A 14,938-nucleotide genomic window follows, 5' to 3' on the forward strand; every position below is an offset into this window, starting at 1 on the left:
CGTGGCAACCACGATCAAGCCGCTCGAGGACCGTGTCCTCGTAGAGCCGCTGGAAGCCGAAACCACCACCGCTTCCGGCCTGGTGATTCCCGAGACCGCCAAGGAGAAGCCGCAGGAGGGCAAGGTCCTCGCTGTGGGGCCCGGCCGCGTTGACGACAAGGGCGTCCGCGTGCCGATGGACGTCAAGGAGGGCGACGTCGTCGTCTTCTCCAAGTACGGCGGCACCGAGGTCAAGTACAACAACACCGACTACCTGCTGCTCAACGCCCGCGACATCCTCGCGGTCGTCGTCAAGTAACGCCGGGACGGGATTAGTTATATGGCTAAGGAACTTGCATTCGACGAGGAGGCACGGCGCGCCCTCGAGCGTGGCGTGGACGTCCTCGCCAATACCGTCAAGGTGACGCTTGGCCCCAAGGGCCGCTACGTCGTGCTTGACAAGAGCTGGGGCGCTCCCACCATCACCAACGATGGTGTGACCGTGGCCAAGGAGGTTGAGCTCACCGATCCCTTCGAGAACCTGGGTGCTCAGCTGGCCAAGGAAGTCGCCACCAAGACCAACGACGTGGCCGGCGATGGCACCACCACCGCCACCGTGCTGGCCCAGGCGCTCGTGCACGAGGGCCTGCGCGCCGTCGCGTCGGGCACCAACCCCGTGGGGCTGAAGCGTGGCATCGACAAGGCCGTCAAGGCCCTGGTCGATTCCCTGCACAGTGCCGCCCGTGAGGTGCAGACCACCGATGACATGGCCAATGTGGCCACCATCAGCTCCCGCGACCAGGGCATCGGCAAGATCATCGCCGACGCCTTCGACAAGGTGGGCAAGGACGGCGTCATCACCGTCGAGGAATCGCAGACCCTGGGCACCGAGCTCGAATTCACCGAGGGCATGCAGTTCGACAAGGGCTATGTGTCGCCCTACTTCGTCACCGATCAGGATCGCATGGAGGCCGTCATGGACGACCCCTACATCCTCATCAACGACGGCAAGATCTCCTCGATGAACGACCTGCTGCCGGTGCTCGAGAAGGTCATCGCGGCCAAGGGTCAGCTGGTGATCATCGCCGAGGACATCGACGGCGAGGCACTGTCCACCCTGGTGGTCAACAAGATCCGTGGCACCTTCAATGCCGTGGCCGTCAAGGCCCCGGCCTTCGGTGATCGTCGCAAGGCGATCCTCGAGGACATCGCCATCCTGACCGGTGGCCAGGTGATCTCCGAGACCGTCGGCCTCAAGCTGGCCGAGGTGAGCCTGGAGGACCTCGGGCGCGCCCGTCGCGTGGTGGTCACCAAGGACGACACCACGATCGTCGAGGGTGCCGGCAAGGACTCCGATGTGCAGGGCCGCGTCAAGCAGCTGCATGCCGAGATCGAGCGCACCGACTCCGATTGGGACCGCGAGAAGCTGTCCGAGCGGGTTGCGAAGCTCGCCGGTGGCGTCTGCGTGATCAAGGTTGGCGCAGCCACCGAGGTCGAGCTCAACGAGAAGAAGCACCGCATTGAGGACGCCGTGTCCGCCACGCGTGCCGCCATCGAGGAGGGCATCGTCGCAGGCGGCGGTGCCGCCCTGGTGCACGCAGCCGATGCGCTGTCGGATCTCGATGTGTCCGGCGACGAGAAGGTCGGCGCGCAGATCGTGCAGCGCGCGGTCGTCGAGCCGGCCCGTTGGATCGCCGAGAACGGTGGCGAGCAGGGTTATGTGATCGTGTCCCGCGTGGCCGAGATGAAGGCCAACGAGGGATTCAACGCCAAGACCGGCGAGTACGGGAACCTCATCGACCAGGGCGTCATCGACCCGGTCAAGGTCACCCGCTCCGCGCTGGCCAATGCGGCATCGATCGCCAGCCTGCTGCTCACCACCGAGACGCTCGTGGTGAACAAGCCGGAAGAGGATGACGACGCCGCCAAGTAGGCACGTCGGATCACTGCGACGTTGAGACCCTCAGGATCGCAGTGATCGCAAGGCATGGATGGGGCTCCCTGTGGGAGCCCCATTTGTGCTTGTCAGGGGCGAGCTAGAATGCGTCCATCCTCAGGTCAAACGAAAGGGCTCATTCAATGGCAGATGGACTGAACGCAGCAGGAGCTCCGGAGCCCTTCGCTCCACTTGGCCTTACCTTCGATGATGTCTTGCTTCAGCCCAGCGAGTCCGATGTGATTCCCTCCGAGGTTGACACCAGCGCACAGATCACCCGCAACATCCGTCTGAAGACGCCGCTGCTGTCGGCCGCGATGGACACCGTCACCGAGAGCCGCATGGCCATCGCGATGGCGCGCGAGGGCGGTCTGGGCATCATCCACCGCAATCTGTCGATCGACGACCAGGCGCACATGGTCGATCGGGTGAAGCGCTCCGAGGCCGGCATGGTGGTTGAGCCCATCACCATCGGCCCGGAAGCCACGCTGGCCGAGGCCGACGAACTGTGTGGCAATTTCCACATCAGCGGCGTGCCCGTGATCGACGCCGACGACAAGCTGCTCGGCATCATCACCAATCGCGATATGCGCTTCGAGACCGATCCGAAGCGCCCGGTGCGCGAGATCATGACCAAGATGCCGCTGGTCACCGGCCCGGTGGGCATCAAGCCCGACGACGCACTCAAGCTGTTGGCCACCAACAAGATCGAGAAGCTCCCCCTGGTTGACGACCAGGGCCGCCTGAAGGGCCTCATCACCCTGAAGGATTTCGTGAAGTCCGATCAATACCCGCTGGCCGCGAAGGACCCGCAGGGCCGCCTGCGGGTCGGTGCCGGCGTGGGCGTCTTCGGTGATGCCTGGGAGCGTGCGATGGCCCTGGTGGACGAGGGGGTCGACGTGATCGTCGTCGACACCGCCCACGGCCATTCGAAGGCCGAGATGGACTTCATCCGCAAGCTCAAGGCCGAGAAGGCCGCTGCGGGCGTCGACGTGATCGGTGGCAATGTGGCAACCTATGACGCCGCCAAGGCGTTGTGCGAGGCCGGTGTCGATGCCGTGAAGGTGGGCGTGGGACCGGGCTCCATCTGCACCACCCGCATCGTGGCCGGTGTGGGCGTGCCGCAGGTGACCGCGATCTACGATTCGGCCAGGGCCTGTCGCCCCTTCGGCGTGCCGGTGATCGGTGACGGCGGGCTGCAGTACTCGGGTGATATCGCCAAGGCGATCGTGGCAGGTGCCGGCACCGTGATGCTCGGTTCCCTGCTGGCCGGTTGCGACGAGAGTCCCGGAGAGCTCGTCTTCATCAACGGCAAGCAGTTCAAGCAGTACCGCGGCATGGGCTCGCTGGGCGCGATGGCCACCCGAGGACGCCACATGAGCTACTCGAAGGACCGCTACTTCCAGGCCGATGTCACCAGCAACGACAAGATCGTGCCCGAGGGCGTCGAGGGTCAGGTACCCTACCGCGGTCCGCTCAGCCAGGTGGTGTACCAGCTGATCGGTGGCCTGCACCAGTCGATGTTCTACTCGGGGGCCCGCACCATCGAGGAGCTGCAGTCGCGCGGCAAGTTCGTGCGCATCACCTCTGCCGGCCTGCGCGAGAGCCACCCGCATGACATCCAGATGACCGTTGAGGCGCCGAACTATTCGACGCACCAGTAACCCATTGAGCTGAATAGCCATGAGTGCCCGGGACATTGTCCCGGGCACTCATGCGTCCGGGCTGCTTCGGGCGCTGCTGCCGGCCCCAGCCCTTCACCAGTAGACTCAGGAGCTGCGCCGGGGCGGGCCCGTCGCGGGATCGGAGAGCTTCATGTACGACATCGGGCGCAGCAAGCGTGCTGCCAAGGCCTTCTCGCTGGATGATGTGGCGATCGTGCCCTCGCGGCGCACCCGCGATCCCGAGCTGGTGAACCTGTCGTGGAAGATCGATGCGGTGGAATTCGACTTCCCTCTGATGGCTGCGCCCATGGACTCGGTGATGAGCCCGGAGACCGCCATTGCGTTCGGCAAGCTCGGTGGTCTGGGGGTGCTCAACCTGGAGGGCCTGTGGACGCGCTACGACGATCCGACCCCGCTGTATGAGGAACTTGCCACGATCTCCGACCAGGTGCGCGCCACGCGTCGCATGCAGGAGATGTACTCCGAGCCGATCAAGCCCGAACTGATCGCCGAGCGGCTGGCGCAGGTGCGCGAGGCCGGGGTGCCGGTGGCCGGATCCCTGTCGCCCCAGCGCACGCAGGAATACATCTCGGTGGTCGAGCAGGCCAACGTCGACTTCTTCGTGATCCGTGGCACGGCCGTGTCGGCCGAGCATGTCGCCAGCTCGGGGGAGCCCCTCAACCTCAAGAAGTTCATCTACAACCTCGACGTGCCCGTGATCGTCGGCGGTTGTGCCAGCTACCAGACCGCCCTGCACCTGATGCGCACCGGTGCAGCCGGCGTGCTCGTCGGCTTTGGGGGCGCGGCATCGTCCACCACCCGCCAGGTGTTGGGCATCGAGGTGCCGATGGCATCGGCCATCGCGGATGTCGCCGAGGCGCGCCGCGACTACCTTGACGAGTCCGGTGGTCGCTACGTGCACGTGATCGCTGACGGCGCCATGGGCACCTCCGGCCATATCGCCAGGGCCCTGGCTTGTGGCGCCGATGCCGCCATGATCGGTGGCCCGCTCGCCCGCGCCAAGGAGGCTCCCGGCAAGGGCTGGCACTGGGGCGCGGAGGCCTGGCACCAGACGCTGCCGCGCGGACGTCGCGTGCACTACGATTCGGTGGGCAGCCTGGAGGAGGTCGTGGTCGGCCCCAGCTCGGTGACCGACGGCACGATGAACCTCGTGGGGGCGTTGCGTCGCTCGATGGCCAGCTCCGGCTATCAGGACGTCAAGGAGTTCCAACGCATCGAGCTGGTCATCCGCTGACCCGGTGAGGCGGATCGGTAACCTTTTTCCCATGGGTGAGCACACGGACGGTGACGACATGACCGGTGAGCCGAAGCCCGTGCCAGCCGAGCTGGCACGGATGCGCGACAGCATCGACAACCTTGACGCTGCCGTCATCCACATCATGGCCGAGCGCTTCAAGATCACCCAACAGGTGGGGGAGTTGAAGGCCGAGCTCGGACTCCCGCCGTCGGATCCGACCCGCGAGCAGGTGCAGATCGATCGTCTGCGCGCCCTCGCGGAGGAATCCCATCTCGATCCGGAGTTCGCCCAGAAGCTGTTGGCGTTCATCGTCTCCGAGGTCGTGCGCCATCACACGGAGATCTCGGGCCAACGCTGAGTCCCGGTTGGTCCTGCTGGTTCGTCAGGCCTGCGCGGCTTCGCGATTCGGTTCCGGGCCACGCCCCACCCCGTGGGGAGGGGTGCGCGACGGGGCGGCATGCCCTTGCGCAGCCAGCGCCGAGCAGATCCACCAACCGTGCGATAACCCTCGGATAACGCTGCTTTCCCCCTATTTCCCCTGATAGTCTCCGCACAGGCGAAAGCTAGATTCGTGCTGTCATTCACAGCCTTGCCTGTGTGCGAACCAGGTCCTTCGTCGCTGTACCCCGAATCAAGAGCGTGCGCAGGGAAGGCTGGATTGATGAGTGAGGCGAACGGGCGTGTGTTGGTGTGTCCCAATTGTGGGTCGCCGGTCAGTGACGACGATGTGACGTGCCCCGTCTGCGGGGTCGATCTGCGCGGAGCCGATCTGGGCAGGGCCAACCTGCCCAGAGCCGGGAACGACACGGCAGCGGCAGGGGCATCATCGCCGACCCCGACGTCTGACACACAGTCCTCCGGTGCCCCATCGTCCACGACGGACTCGCCGGATGCCGAGCCGACCATTTCCGTCGCCGCTTCCCCTGACTCCACGACGCCGGTGGGGGACAAGGCGTCCGGCCCGGCAACCTCCCCGGCCGTGAGTGCCCAGGACTGGAGGGACTACTTCCAGCTGCTCAACGGCCGTGCGCCCACTGAGGCCGAGTTCCAGCGCGCCGTGGCCGATGGTGCCGCTCGACCGCTGCAGGCAGCCCCGACCTTCACGGAATCCGGTCCCCAGGGGGGTGGACAAGCCTCGCCAGTGCCGCCGCAGCAGGCGACTATGCCCCAGCTGCCGCTGATGGGCCAGCCATCGGCCGCCCCCGGGCAACAGCAAGCCTTCGGTCAACAACAACCCGTGGGCGCCCAGCAATTCGCCAGCCAGCAACAGTTCTTCGGGCAGCAGCCCCAGATGGCTGGTCAGCCACTGATGATGACCGCCCCCGTCCAGCCCGCGGCTGACAGCGCCTTCGTGGCGCACAGCAAGGGCTACTGGGCACACCTGAAGCAGGCATGGCTGCACCCGACGTCCATCGATGCGACCATCAAGGACGGCTATGCCTGGGTCACATATGGCATCATCCTGGCCGCCGTCGTGATCACCCTGACCTACCAATTCACCAGCGTCGGGAACTTCTTCAAGGCGCTCATCCTGTTTGGCGGAGCGGCGTTGCTGCTCACTGTGGTGGCTGCGGCGTTGACGCGTGTTGTGCTCAATGTGCGATGCACCTTCACCGACATGCTCAAGCTTGGCACCCAGTCGGTCATTCCACTGATGCCGATCACGATCCTGTTCATGCTCAATGACATGCTGCTCAACTCCCGCGTCAGCAGTTTCTATGGTTCCAGCACTGACCTGGAAGACCTGCTGAGTGACTTCTCCTCGGCAGGCTCCTTCTTCGTGGTCGCGACACTCGTGCTCCTGGGCGCGTCGCTCATCACGGTTCTCGTCTCGGTGATGATCCAGGGAGTCTATTTCTATCGGCTCTCCGCGATCACACCCGGCTCGAAAGTCGATCGCTACGGCTGGCTGGTGGTGATCAACACGGTGATGGTCATGCTCCTGGGGATCATCATCCTGTTGGCCTGGTTCAACTGATCTCCCAGCGGGGAAGGCATTGCGATGTCACAGGATGAATGGCTGAGGCAGTTCACGGCGGTCTACGGACGCCAACCCTCGTCCGAGGAGTTCCTCCGGGCCCGTGAGGGCGGCTTCGGGTCCCTGGACGCCGATCCCGTCCCTGGGGCAAACCCCGCAGCGCTCGACGGCAGCGCCCAATGGCTCGCCGACTTCCGCGAGCAGTCGGGCCGCCTGCCGACCACCCAGGAGTTCGCCGCGGCGAAGGCCGCAGGCTTTCCCCGCGGGGCCGGGCAGTCAACACCCCCGACACCGACCACTCCCCGTTCGGTCGGGTCCGCATTCAATGGGGCCATCCCGACCACCGGGGCCACCCCGGCTCCCACGGCGGGCACCCCGATGGGCGCCTCGTCGTCGTTCCCACCCGCTCCGCCCATACCCCCGGCACCCGCCATCCCACCCCTGGCCGCCCCGCCGTCCGGCAGCGGCGACAAGCCGCCGCTCTACCGTCGTTGGTGGGCCATCGTCGCCTATGTGGTGGTGTTGGCGCTCATCGCCGCCGCGGTGTGCTTCGGCATCCCCGGCACCGGAATCCACGGCCTGGTGAACAAGCCCGAAGCCGGCGCCTCCGGCTCCGCGTCGGGTGCCGCAGGCTCGGCCGCCGGCAGTGACGCCTCGGCGCGGGTTGCCTCGATGCCCGCCTCGGTGCCCTCATGCCCCCGCGGTTGGACGCCCACCACCTGGGCATCCTGGAACGGCGGGAACTCCCTGGTCTGCAAGGCCGCCGGAAAGTCCACCTTCCATGTGAATGTCACCGCCGGATCACAGAGCTACTCCACCGATGGGGCCACCACGAGTCCGACCGGCGGCTACGTCGCGAACTTTGATGGCGGTGCCTCGGCGATCGTCGCCTTCGCAGGTTCCCTGACTCAGCTGACCGCCTCGGGCGTTTCGACGGTGAATGTCACCAGCCAGGCATGGGACAACGGCTCGAGCTCCGGATTCACCGCGGTGCCCAGTGGCCATGTCACCGCGTGCCCCAGTGGTTCGTACCCCTTCTCGATGTCCGTGTGGGGCAACCAGTGGCTGTTCACCTGCGGCGCCGACCAGAGCAATGGCACCAGCTTCGTCTACAGCAACGGCTCCACGAGCGACGCCGGCGGCGGCGTGTTGAACATGTCGGGCAAGTTCTGTGGCGCCACGATGGACGCCTACTCGATCTGCCAGGGCGCCCAGGTGGTCACGGTGAGCAGTATTGCCCACGCCACCACCACGACCTATCCCACGCAGTCCAGCTACCTTCCGGGCACCGGGGTCACCAACGCCTACGGGCCACAGCAGGCCTCCAGCGACACGGATGCGCGCACCACGATGGACGCCGAGATCAAGCAGGACACCCCCTTGGCCGGGGCCTACCTGGTGGGGCAGTGGACGCCCCAATTGTCGGCCAAGTGGGACGGCGTCTCCTGGCAGGGCAAGACCTGGAGCAACCAGGACATTGCCAACCAATTCCGTGATTTCAAGCAGAAGTACTCCACGGCCATGATGCTGCGCTCAGCCGACTGGAGCACCCTGGGCTTGTCGGGCCACGACTGGGTCACCATGGTGGCCGGCATCTCATTCACGAACGCCGCCGACGCCAACCGCTGGTGCTATGCAAAGGGCTTCGACTCCGACAACTGCTTTGCTGTGCAATTGGGCCATGGGGCCCCCGATCAGACCATGCAGAAGTGGACGCCGGGACACTTCGGTGACTAGGAAGGCAGATCGATGAGGGACGAATGGCTGCGCCAGTTCCGGGCGACCCAGGGCAGGGACCCCTCGCCCGAGGAGTTCCTGACCGCCCAGCAGGCCGGGTTCCCGGTGCAGGCCCCCGCGCAGCCCCAGGCACCCGGTCAACCGCAGGCGCCGGCCCCATCCCAGACCCCTGATGCCCGCTGGCTCGCCGTCTTCCGGGCCAGTCAGGGACGCCTTCCCTCCACGCAGGAGTTCGCTGCCGCCCGCGCCGCCGGATTCCCGGTGGGGCCTCCCGCGCCCGCCGAACCCGCCACTCCCGGGCAGCTCCCAGTGGGTGATGAGCCCACCCAGATCATCCCGACGGCCGCGCCGGGGACCGCATGGTCGGCGCAGGGCTTCCAACCCACCCAGCCTGTCCAACCCAACCCCTCCGCCCAACCCAACCCCTCCGCCCAACCCAACCGGCCCGTCCAACCGGTACGGCCGACTGCGGTTCCGCCCACGCCCGTGGCGCCGTCCACCGGCGGGCAGCCCACGCAGGTCATCCCGGCGGTGGCACCGGTCACGCAGTGGCCCGGCCAACCGGTTCCCCCGGTCGCCGCCCCGTCGGGTGGCGACGGGCGCACACCGCTGTACCGGCGTCCCTGGGTGATCGTGGTGTACGTGGTGGTGGTCGCGCTCATCGCGGCCGGCATCTGCTTCGGGATTCCCGGCACCGGGATCCACGGCCTGCTCAATGCCCCCGCCGCGACGCCCTCGCCGAGCGCGGGCGCAGCGTCGCCGAGCGCGGGATCGTCGGCATCGGCCTCGCCGTCCCGCTCGGCCAGCAGCGCCAGCCCCAGCGTCACCCCCGATGGTGGAACCGTCGTGCAGTCGATCCAGGGGGTGCTCGACCAGGCTACCGCCGACCGCACCGGACTGGCCGGGGCCATCAACTCCTGTGACGTGGCCGCGCTCGGCACGATCACCGACAACCGGGCCCGCGAGATCGATGCGCTGCGCAGCGTCGAGGCCACCCGCATCCCGAATGGCCAGCAACTGGTCACCGACCTGATCACGGCCCTGGCGTCGTCGCAGAGCGCTGACCAGCAATATCTGTCCTGGGCGCAGGGCGGCTGTCAGGGCACCTACCCGGATTTCCCGAGCAATGCCGACGCCACGGCCAGGAAGAATGATTTCGCCCGCGTGTGGAATTCCTCCATCGTGGGCACCTATTCACAGGCGCGTCAGGTTGACCCGAATAAGTTCTGATCCCGTCGACGGCCCGCCACCGCACCGTGCGCGGCGTGCCGCACCCGCCCGCCGCTCGCGTCCGATCATGGTGGCGGTGGCCATCGCCGTGCTGGCCGCGGTGGCTGGCGCGATCGCCTTCCTGGTGCCGGGGGGATCGACCCGCCCGGTCCCGGTGGCGGCACCCTCGTCGTCAGCCAGTCGCCCCTGCACGCAGGCGGGACGCGCGACAGTGGTCTTCCTCGACCCCGGCCACGGTGCCGACCTGCCGGCGACACGGGCCACATCGGGCGGCAGCCAGGGCATCTACTCCGGTGAGAACACCTCGCAGGGCAACGAGCCCGCGGACGTCTTCGCGGTGGCCCTCGACGCGAAGGCGCAACTGGAGCGCGCCGGTTACGTCGTCGTGCTGTCACGCGACGGTGATCCCGACCCGGCGCGCCAGACACTGTGGCAGAAGGGACTACGTGCCGAGACCGCGATGGGGGGAGCGCCGGCAGACATCGGCGTGTCGATCCACACCGACCTGCCCGACACGGTGGGTGCCGGCCAGATCTACTACGACCAGCTCGGGGGATTCCGCACCAACACCTCCGACGGGTTGACCGCCCGGTTCACCGATGAACGCAGCGCGGCCCTGAGCAGGCAATATGCCCAACAGTTCCTGACGGCCCGTCAGGAGCTCGGGGCGGGCGCCATCGCGATGACGCCGGGCCATGACTTCCCGGCCGGGCGTGGGCTGGGATCGTGGGGCGACATCCCGATCATCATGCTCACCGCCCAACAGGTGCCCTGGGTGTACAACGAGGCGCCGCGGACCAGCGCGAACGGGTTGTCACCGGCCGACCGGGCGAACTACGCCTCGGCGATCGTGCAGGGCGTCGAACGCTCACTGGGCCCCGTCGTGGGGACCGGCACCTGCAGCTAGGTCCTGCGGGCTGCCACGCAGCAGCAGGCGTGGATCAGGCGATGACGTCGCCCGGACGCACCTCGCTGGGCACGCCGATCACCACCGCGCCGGGGGCGACGTCCTTCACCACCAGGGCGTTGGCGCCGATCTTGGCATCATCGCCGATGGTGATGTCACCGATGATCTTCGACCCGGCGCCCAACAGGACGCGATCGCCGATCGTGGGGTGGCGCTTGAAATGGCCACGGGAACGTCCGCCCAGGGTCACCTGGTGGTACATCAACACGTCATCGCCCACGATGGCGGTCTCGCCGATCACCACGCCCATGCCATGGTCGATGAAGAAGCGCCTACCAATGGTGGCCCCCGGATGGATCTCGATGCCGGTCATGAAGCGCGCGAACTGGCTGAGCAGGCGTGCCGGGAACTTCAGGGCTCCGCTCGTCTCCCACATGACATGGGCGATGCGGTACATCCAGATCGCGTGGAGGCCGGAGTAGACCAGCACGATCTCGAACTTCGAGCGCGCGGCGGGGTCTTCGCGCTGGGCGGCAAACAGGTCCTCGTTGAGACGGTCGAGGATGTTGCGAATCGAGATACTCACGAGTCCATCAAACCGGCAAACAGGGGCGTGGACAAATAGCGTTCACCGAAATCAGGGATGATTGCCACGATCGTCCGGCCGCGATACTGCGGACGTGCCCCGACTTCGAGTGCTGCCGCTACCGCGGCGCCCGATGAGATGCCTGCCAGGATGCCTTCCTCGGCGGCCAGACGCCTCGCCATCGCGAGGGCTTGGTCGGTGGTCACCGACAGCACCTCATCGACCACAGCGGCGTCATAGGTGTCGGGCACGAAGTTGGCGCCGATGCCCTGGATGCCATGGGCCGCGGCCCTGCCGCGCGACAGCAGGGGCGACTCGTCGGGCTCCACGGCGTACACGTCGACGCGCGGATCCTGCTCCTTCAGATAGCGTCCCGCACCACTGACGGTGCCACCGGTTCCGACGCCGGACACCAGTGCCGCCACCTCGCCGTCGGTGTCATTCCAGATCTCCGGGCCGGTGGTCGCGTGGTGTGCCGCGGGGTTCGCGGCGTTGGCGAACTGGCTGGCCAGCACGCCACCACGCTCGGCGGCGATGCGCTCGGCGGCCGTGACCGCACCCCGCATCCCCTCCACGGCGGGGGTGAGCACGAGCTCGGCGCCCAGGGCGCGCAACACGGCGCGGCGTTCCCTGCTCATCGACGCCGGCATGGTGATCACCACGTGGTAGCCGCGGGCGGCGCCCACCATCGCGAGCGCGATCCCGGTGTTCCCGCTGGTGGCCTCGACGATGGTGCCGCCGGCCCCCAGCGCGCCCGATTTCTCCGCGGCGTCCACGATGGCCACCCCGATGCGGTCCTTGACGGAGTTCGCCGGGTTGTAGAACTCAAGTTTGGTCAGCACGACGGCGTCCGTGTCGTTCACATGGTTGAGCCGCACAAGCGGAGTGCGTCCCACTACCTCGGTGACATCGTGGTAGATCATGCCAAGAATCCTAGGCTCGTCGATCCGGTGCCGGGCGGGCGGGGCGGACCCCCGGGAACCGGGCCACCTGAACTGATGCGGAAGGGATTTCACATTCAGGCCATGTGACCGGTAACATGATGTGAAAGGGAACCCCCCCCGCTGCACTGTCGCAACGCCATATCCCCGCTCTTGCCTGACCTTTGACATAGGAGTCCGAAGATCATGAGTTCTGCACCCAAGCCCCCAGAAACATATGTCGTCGGCGTCGACTACGGCTCCCTGTCGGGCCGGGCCGTGGTGGTCCGCGTGCGCGACGGCCGCGAGATGGGCGACGAGGTCTTCGAATACCCCCACGCGGTGATGGACGAGGTGCTTGACGCCACCGGCCACCAGCTGCCCCCCGACTGGGCCCTGCAGGACGCCAATGGCTACATCGAGGTGCTCAAGCACGCCGTTCCGGCCCCGTGGCCGCCTCCGGCGTCGATCCCGCGCGGATCGTGGGCATCGGCACCGACTTCACCGCCTGCACGATGGTGCCCACCACCGCCGGGGGCGTGCCGCTGCACGACCTGCCGCAGTTCCGTGAGCGTCCCCACGCCTATGTGAAGCTGTGGAAGCACCACGCCGCCCAGCCCCAGGCGGACCGCATCAACGAGCTCGCCCATGCGCGTCGTGAGCCCTGGATCAACCGCTACGGCGGCCTGATCTCCAGCGAATGGGAATTCGCCAAGGGCCTGCAACTGCTCGAGGAGGACCCGGAGGTCTACGCCGCCACCGAACGCTGGGTGGAGGCCGCCGACTGGATCGTGTGGCAATTGGGCGGCACCTATGAGCGCAATGCCTGCACCGCCGGATACAAGGGCATCCTGCAGGAAGGCCACTACCCGTCGCGCGAGTTCCTGGCGGCCCTCAACCCGGCCTTCGAGGACTTCGTCGACGACAAGCTCGACCATCCGATCGGACAGCTGGGCGATGTCGCCGGGCACCTGACCGCCCGGGCCGCCGCATGGACCGGACTCCCGCAGGGCATCGCCGTGGCCGTGGGCAATGTCGATGCCCACGTCACCGCTCCCGCCGCCCGGGCCATCGCCCCGGGCCGCATGGTGGCGATCATGGGCACCTCGACCTGCCATGTGATGAACCATGACGAGCTGCGCGAGGTACCCGGGATGTGCGGCGTGGTCGACGGGGGCATCACCAAGGGATCCTTCGGCTATGAGGCCGGACAATCCGGAGTGGGCGACATCTTCGCGTGGTTCACCCGGGAACTCGGGGCGCCGAGGCCCGGGACGCCGCCGATGAGGCCGGGGTCTCCCTGCACGAATACCTCACGGCGCTGGGGGCCATGAAGCCGACCGGCAGCCATGGCCTGCTGGCCCTGGACTGGCAGAGCGGCAACCGTTCGGTGCTGGTCGACCATGAGCTGTCGGGCCTGATCATCGGACTCACCCTGCAGACCCCACCCGAGGACGTCTACCGGGCCCTGCTGGAGTCAACGGCCTTCGGTACGCGCAAGATCATCGAGACCTTCAACGAATCGGGGGTGCCGGTCCGCGAGTTCATCGCGGCCGGCGGGCTGATCAAGAACCGGGTGCTCATGCAGCTCTACAGCGATGTGTTGCACATGCCGATCTCCATCATCGATTCCGAGCAGGGGCCCGCACTCGGCTCGGCCATCCACGCGGCCGTCGCGGCGGAGGCCTACCAGGACGTGCAGCAGGCGTCCGACCACATGGGCCAGCTGCGCGAGCACGTGTACGTGCCCGACCCGGCCGCCTCGGCGATCTACGACCGGCTCTATGCCGACTATGTCACCCTGCACGACTACTTCGGCCGAGGCGGCAATGACGTGATGCACCGCCTCAAGGCGCTGCGTCGCGAGACCCTCGCCGACGAGGTCGCCCGCGACGCCGCCCCCGGCGACCAATCCCGGATCAGTGACGACGCCCCGGTGGCCACCACCGGGGTCATGGAAGGAACCCTGTCATGAGCGAATTGCTGTTCACCCCCGAACAGATCACGGCCATCGAACGCACCCGCGCCGAGGTGTCGCAACTGCACCAGCTGCTCGTGCGCTACGACCTCGTGGTGTGGACCGGCGGCAACATCTCCGGGCGGGTGCCGGGCACCGAGTTGTTCGTGATCAAGCCCTCCGGTGTCGACTATCCCGAGCTCACGCCCGAGTCCATGGTCGTGTGCACCCTCGACGGTCGGAAGGTGGCCGGCTTCTCCGGCTCGCAGCGCAATCCGTCCAGCGACACCGCCTCACACGCCTACGTCTACCGCCACATGCCCGACGTCCACGGGGTGGTGCACACCCATTCTGACTTCGCCACGTCGTGGGCGGCGCGTGGCGAGGCCATTCCCTGCGTGCTCACGGCACAGGCCGATGAGTTCGGTGGCGAGATCCCGGTGGGTCCGCTGGCGTTGATCGGCGACGAGCAGATCGGACGCGGCATCGTCGACACGCTGCAGGGACATCGCTCGCGGGCGGTGCTCATGGCCAACCACGGCGTCTTCACCATCGGCAAGCACGCCCGCGAGGCGGTCAAGGCCGCCGTCATGGTGGAGGACGTCGCCCGCACGGCGCACTATGCCCGCGTCGGGGGAGAAGCCCATCGCGCTGCCCGGTGAGGCCGTCGACAAGCTGTTCGACCGCTACCAGAACGTCTACGGCCAGCCCCAGCAGTAGCCACGTCCCCGATCGGCCCAGACCCCCGATCGACCCAGACCCCCCGAACGACATCCGCGAAAGAGA

14 protein-coding genes and 2 pseudogenes are annotated in these 14,938 nt (G+C 67.2%); 14 read left to right on the forward strand and 2 right to left on the reverse strand.

The annotated features are described in order from the left end of the window. Nucleotide 1: 1 nt before the first annotated feature. The 10 genes and pseudogenes from groES to RM25_RS03025 all read left to right on the forward strand — a co-directional run bounded on the left by groES (nucleotide 2) and on the right by RM25_RS03025 (nucleotide 10,689). A complete protein-coding gene (gene groES, locus RM25_RS02985) occupies nucleotides 2-298 on the forward strand; it encodes a co-chaperone GroES (RefSeq protein ID WP_013160565.1) in 297 nt (98 codons plus the stop codon). 21 nt (nucleotides 299-319) lie between these two features. Beyond that, nucleotides 320-1,912 carry a chaperonin GroEL gene (gene groL / locus RM25_RS02990; RefSeq protein ID WP_044636033.1) on the forward strand — a complete coding sequence of 531 codons (1,593 nt, stop codon included), beginning with the start codon at nucleotides 320-322 and terminating at the stop codon, nucleotides 1,910-1,912. Nucleotides 1,913-2,058: 146 nt separating this feature from the next. Continuing rightward, entirely contained in the window at nucleotides 2,059-3,579 is a 1,521-nt protein-coding gene (gene guaB / locus RM25_RS02995) for an IMP dehydrogenase (RefSeq protein ID WP_044636034.1), read from the forward strand. Between the two features lie 151 nt (nucleotides 3,580-3,730). Beyond that, entirely contained in the window at nucleotides 3,731-4,834 is a 1,104-nt protein-coding gene (locus tag RM25_RS03000; protein WP_013160569.1) for a GuaB3 family IMP dehydrogenase-related protein, read from the forward strand. Nucleotides 4,835-4,865: 31 nt separating this feature from the next. After that, nucleotides 4,866-5,195: a chorismate mutase gene (locus RM25_RS03005; protein ID WP_013160570.1), complete on the forward strand. Its 330-nt coding sequence runs from the start codon at nucleotides 4,866-4,868 to the stop codon at nucleotides 5,193-5,195. 303 nt (nucleotides 5,196-5,498) lie between these two features. Continuing rightward, a pseudogene (locus RM25_RS13495) lies at nucleotides 5,499-5,588 on the forward strand (zinc-ribbon domain-containing protein); the annotation flags it as partial. Nucleotides 5,589-5,816: 228 nt separating this feature from the next. Further along, nucleotides 5,817-6,815: a hypothetical protein gene (locus RM25_RS03010; RefSeq protein WP_044636035.1), complete on the forward strand. Its 999-nt coding sequence runs from the start codon at nucleotides 5,817-5,819 to the stop codon at nucleotides 6,813-6,815. Between the two features lie 24 nt (nucleotides 6,816-6,839). After that, complete coding sequence (locus RM25_RS03015; protein ID WP_044636036.1) at nucleotides 6,840-8,552, forward strand: hypothetical protein; 1,713 nt, start codon at nucleotides 6,840-6,842, stop codon at nucleotides 8,550-8,552. Nucleotides 8,553-8,564: 12 nt separating this feature from the next. Next, complete coding sequence (locus tag RM25_RS03020; RefSeq protein WP_036939579.1) at nucleotides 8,565-9,782, forward strand: hypothetical protein; 1,218 nt, start codon at nucleotides 8,565-8,567, stop codon at nucleotides 9,780-9,782. A gap of 67 nt (nucleotides 9,783-9,849) precedes the next feature. After that, complete coding sequence (locus RM25_RS03025) at nucleotides 9,850-10,689, forward strand: N-acetylmuramoyl-L-alanine amidase (protein WP_044636037.1); 840 nt, start codon at nucleotides 9,850-9,852, stop codon at nucleotides 10,687-10,689. Between the two features lie 34 nt (nucleotides 10,690-10,723). Here RM25_RS03025 and epsC read toward each other — a convergent pair whose 3' ends face one another. Together epsC and cysK are read right to left on the reverse strand one after the other, a co-directional pair. Further along, nucleotides 10,724-11,275: a serine O-acetyltransferase EpsC gene (epsC, locus tag RM25_RS03030; protein ID WP_013160575.1), complete on the reverse strand. Its 552-nt coding sequence runs from the start codon at nucleotides 11,273-11,275 to the stop codon at nucleotides 10,724-10,726. After that, on the reverse strand, nucleotides 11,272-12,198 hold the full coding sequence (gene cysK / locus RM25_RS03035) for a cysteine synthase A (protein WP_044636038.1): 927 nt from the start codon (nucleotides 12,196-12,198) through the stop codon (nucleotides 11,272-11,274). The genes epsC and cysK overlap by 4 nt, the downstream gene beginning before the upstream one ends. A 204-nt stretch (nucleotides 12,199-12,402) precedes the next feature. Here cysK and RM25_RS13155 point away from each other — a divergent pair, with 204 nt between their 5' ends. From RM25_RS13155 to RM25_RS03045, 4 genes and pseudogenes are all read left to right on the forward strand, one after another. Then, entirely contained in the window at nucleotides 12,403-12,786 is a 384-nt protein-coding gene (locus RM25_RS13155; RefSeq protein ID WP_230692595.1) for a hypothetical protein, read from the forward strand. Continuing rightward, nucleotides 12,678-13,529: an FGGY-family carbohydrate kinase gene (locus RM25_RS13160; RefSeq protein WP_257009047.1), complete on the forward strand. Its 852-nt coding sequence runs from the start codon at nucleotides 12,678-12,680 to the stop codon at nucleotides 13,527-13,529. Before RM25_RS13155 ends, RM25_RS13160 begins: the two co-directional genes overlap by 109 nt. Further along, a complete protein-coding gene (locus RM25_RS13165; RefSeq protein WP_257009048.1) occupies nucleotides 13,526-14,170 on the forward strand; it encodes an FGGY-family carbohydrate kinase in 645 nt (214 codons plus the stop codon). The genes RM25_RS13160 and RM25_RS13165 overlap by 4 nt, the downstream gene beginning before the upstream one ends. Next, a pseudogene (locus tag RM25_RS03045) lies at nucleotides 14,167-14,872 on the forward strand (L-ribulose-5-phosphate 4-epimerase). Before RM25_RS13165 ends, RM25_RS03045 begins: the two are co-directional and overlap by 4 nt. Nucleotides 14,873-14,938 lie beyond the last annotated feature (66 nt).

The sequence above is a fragment of the Propionibacterium freudenreichii subsp. freudenreichii genome (genome assembly GCF_000940845.1).
In the GTDB taxonomy this organism is placed as follows: domain Bacteria; phylum Actinomycetota; class Actinomycetes; order Propionibacteriales; family Propionibacteriaceae; genus Propionibacterium; species Propionibacterium freudenreichii.

Coding starts and splice junctions, on each gene's coding strand:
- groL (WP_044636033.1), top strand. CDS start 320: ATGGCTAAGGAACTTGCATTCGACGAGGAGGCACGGCGCGCCCTCGAG.
- guaB (WP_044636034.1), top strand. CDS start 2,059: ATGGCAGATGGACTGAACGCAGCAGGAGCTCCGGAGCCCTTCGCTCCA.
- RM25_RS03000 (WP_013160569.1), top strand. CDS start 3,731: ATGTACGACATCGGGCGCAGCAAGCGTGCTGCCAAGGCCTTCTCGCTG.
- RM25_RS03005 (WP_013160570.1), top strand. CDS start 4,866: ATGGGTGAGCACACGGACGGTGACGACATGACCGGTGAGCCGAAGCCC.
- RM25_RS03015 (WP_044636036.1), top strand. CDS start 6,840: ATGTCACAGGATGAATGGCTGAGGCAGTTCACGGCGGTCTACGGACGC.
- RM25_RS03020 (WP_036939579.1), top strand. CDS start 8,565: ATGAGGGACGAATGGCTGCGCCAGTTCCGGGCGACCCAGGGCAGGGAC.
- RM25_RS03025 (WP_044636037.1), top strand. CDS start 9,850: ATGGTGGCGGTGGCCATCGCCGTGCTGGCCGCGGTGGCTGGCGCGATC.
- cysK (WP_044636038.1), bottom strand. CDS start 12,198: ATGATCTACCACGATGTCACCGAGGTAGTGGGACGCACTCCGCTTGTG.
- RM25_RS13155 (WP_230692595.1), top strand. CDS start 12,403: ATGAGTTCTGCACCCAAGCCCCCAGAAACATATGTCGTCGGCGTCGAC.
- RM25_RS13165 (WP_257009048.1), top strand. CDS start 13,526: ATGAAGCCGACCGGCAGCCATGGCCTGCTGGCCCTGGACTGGCAGAGC.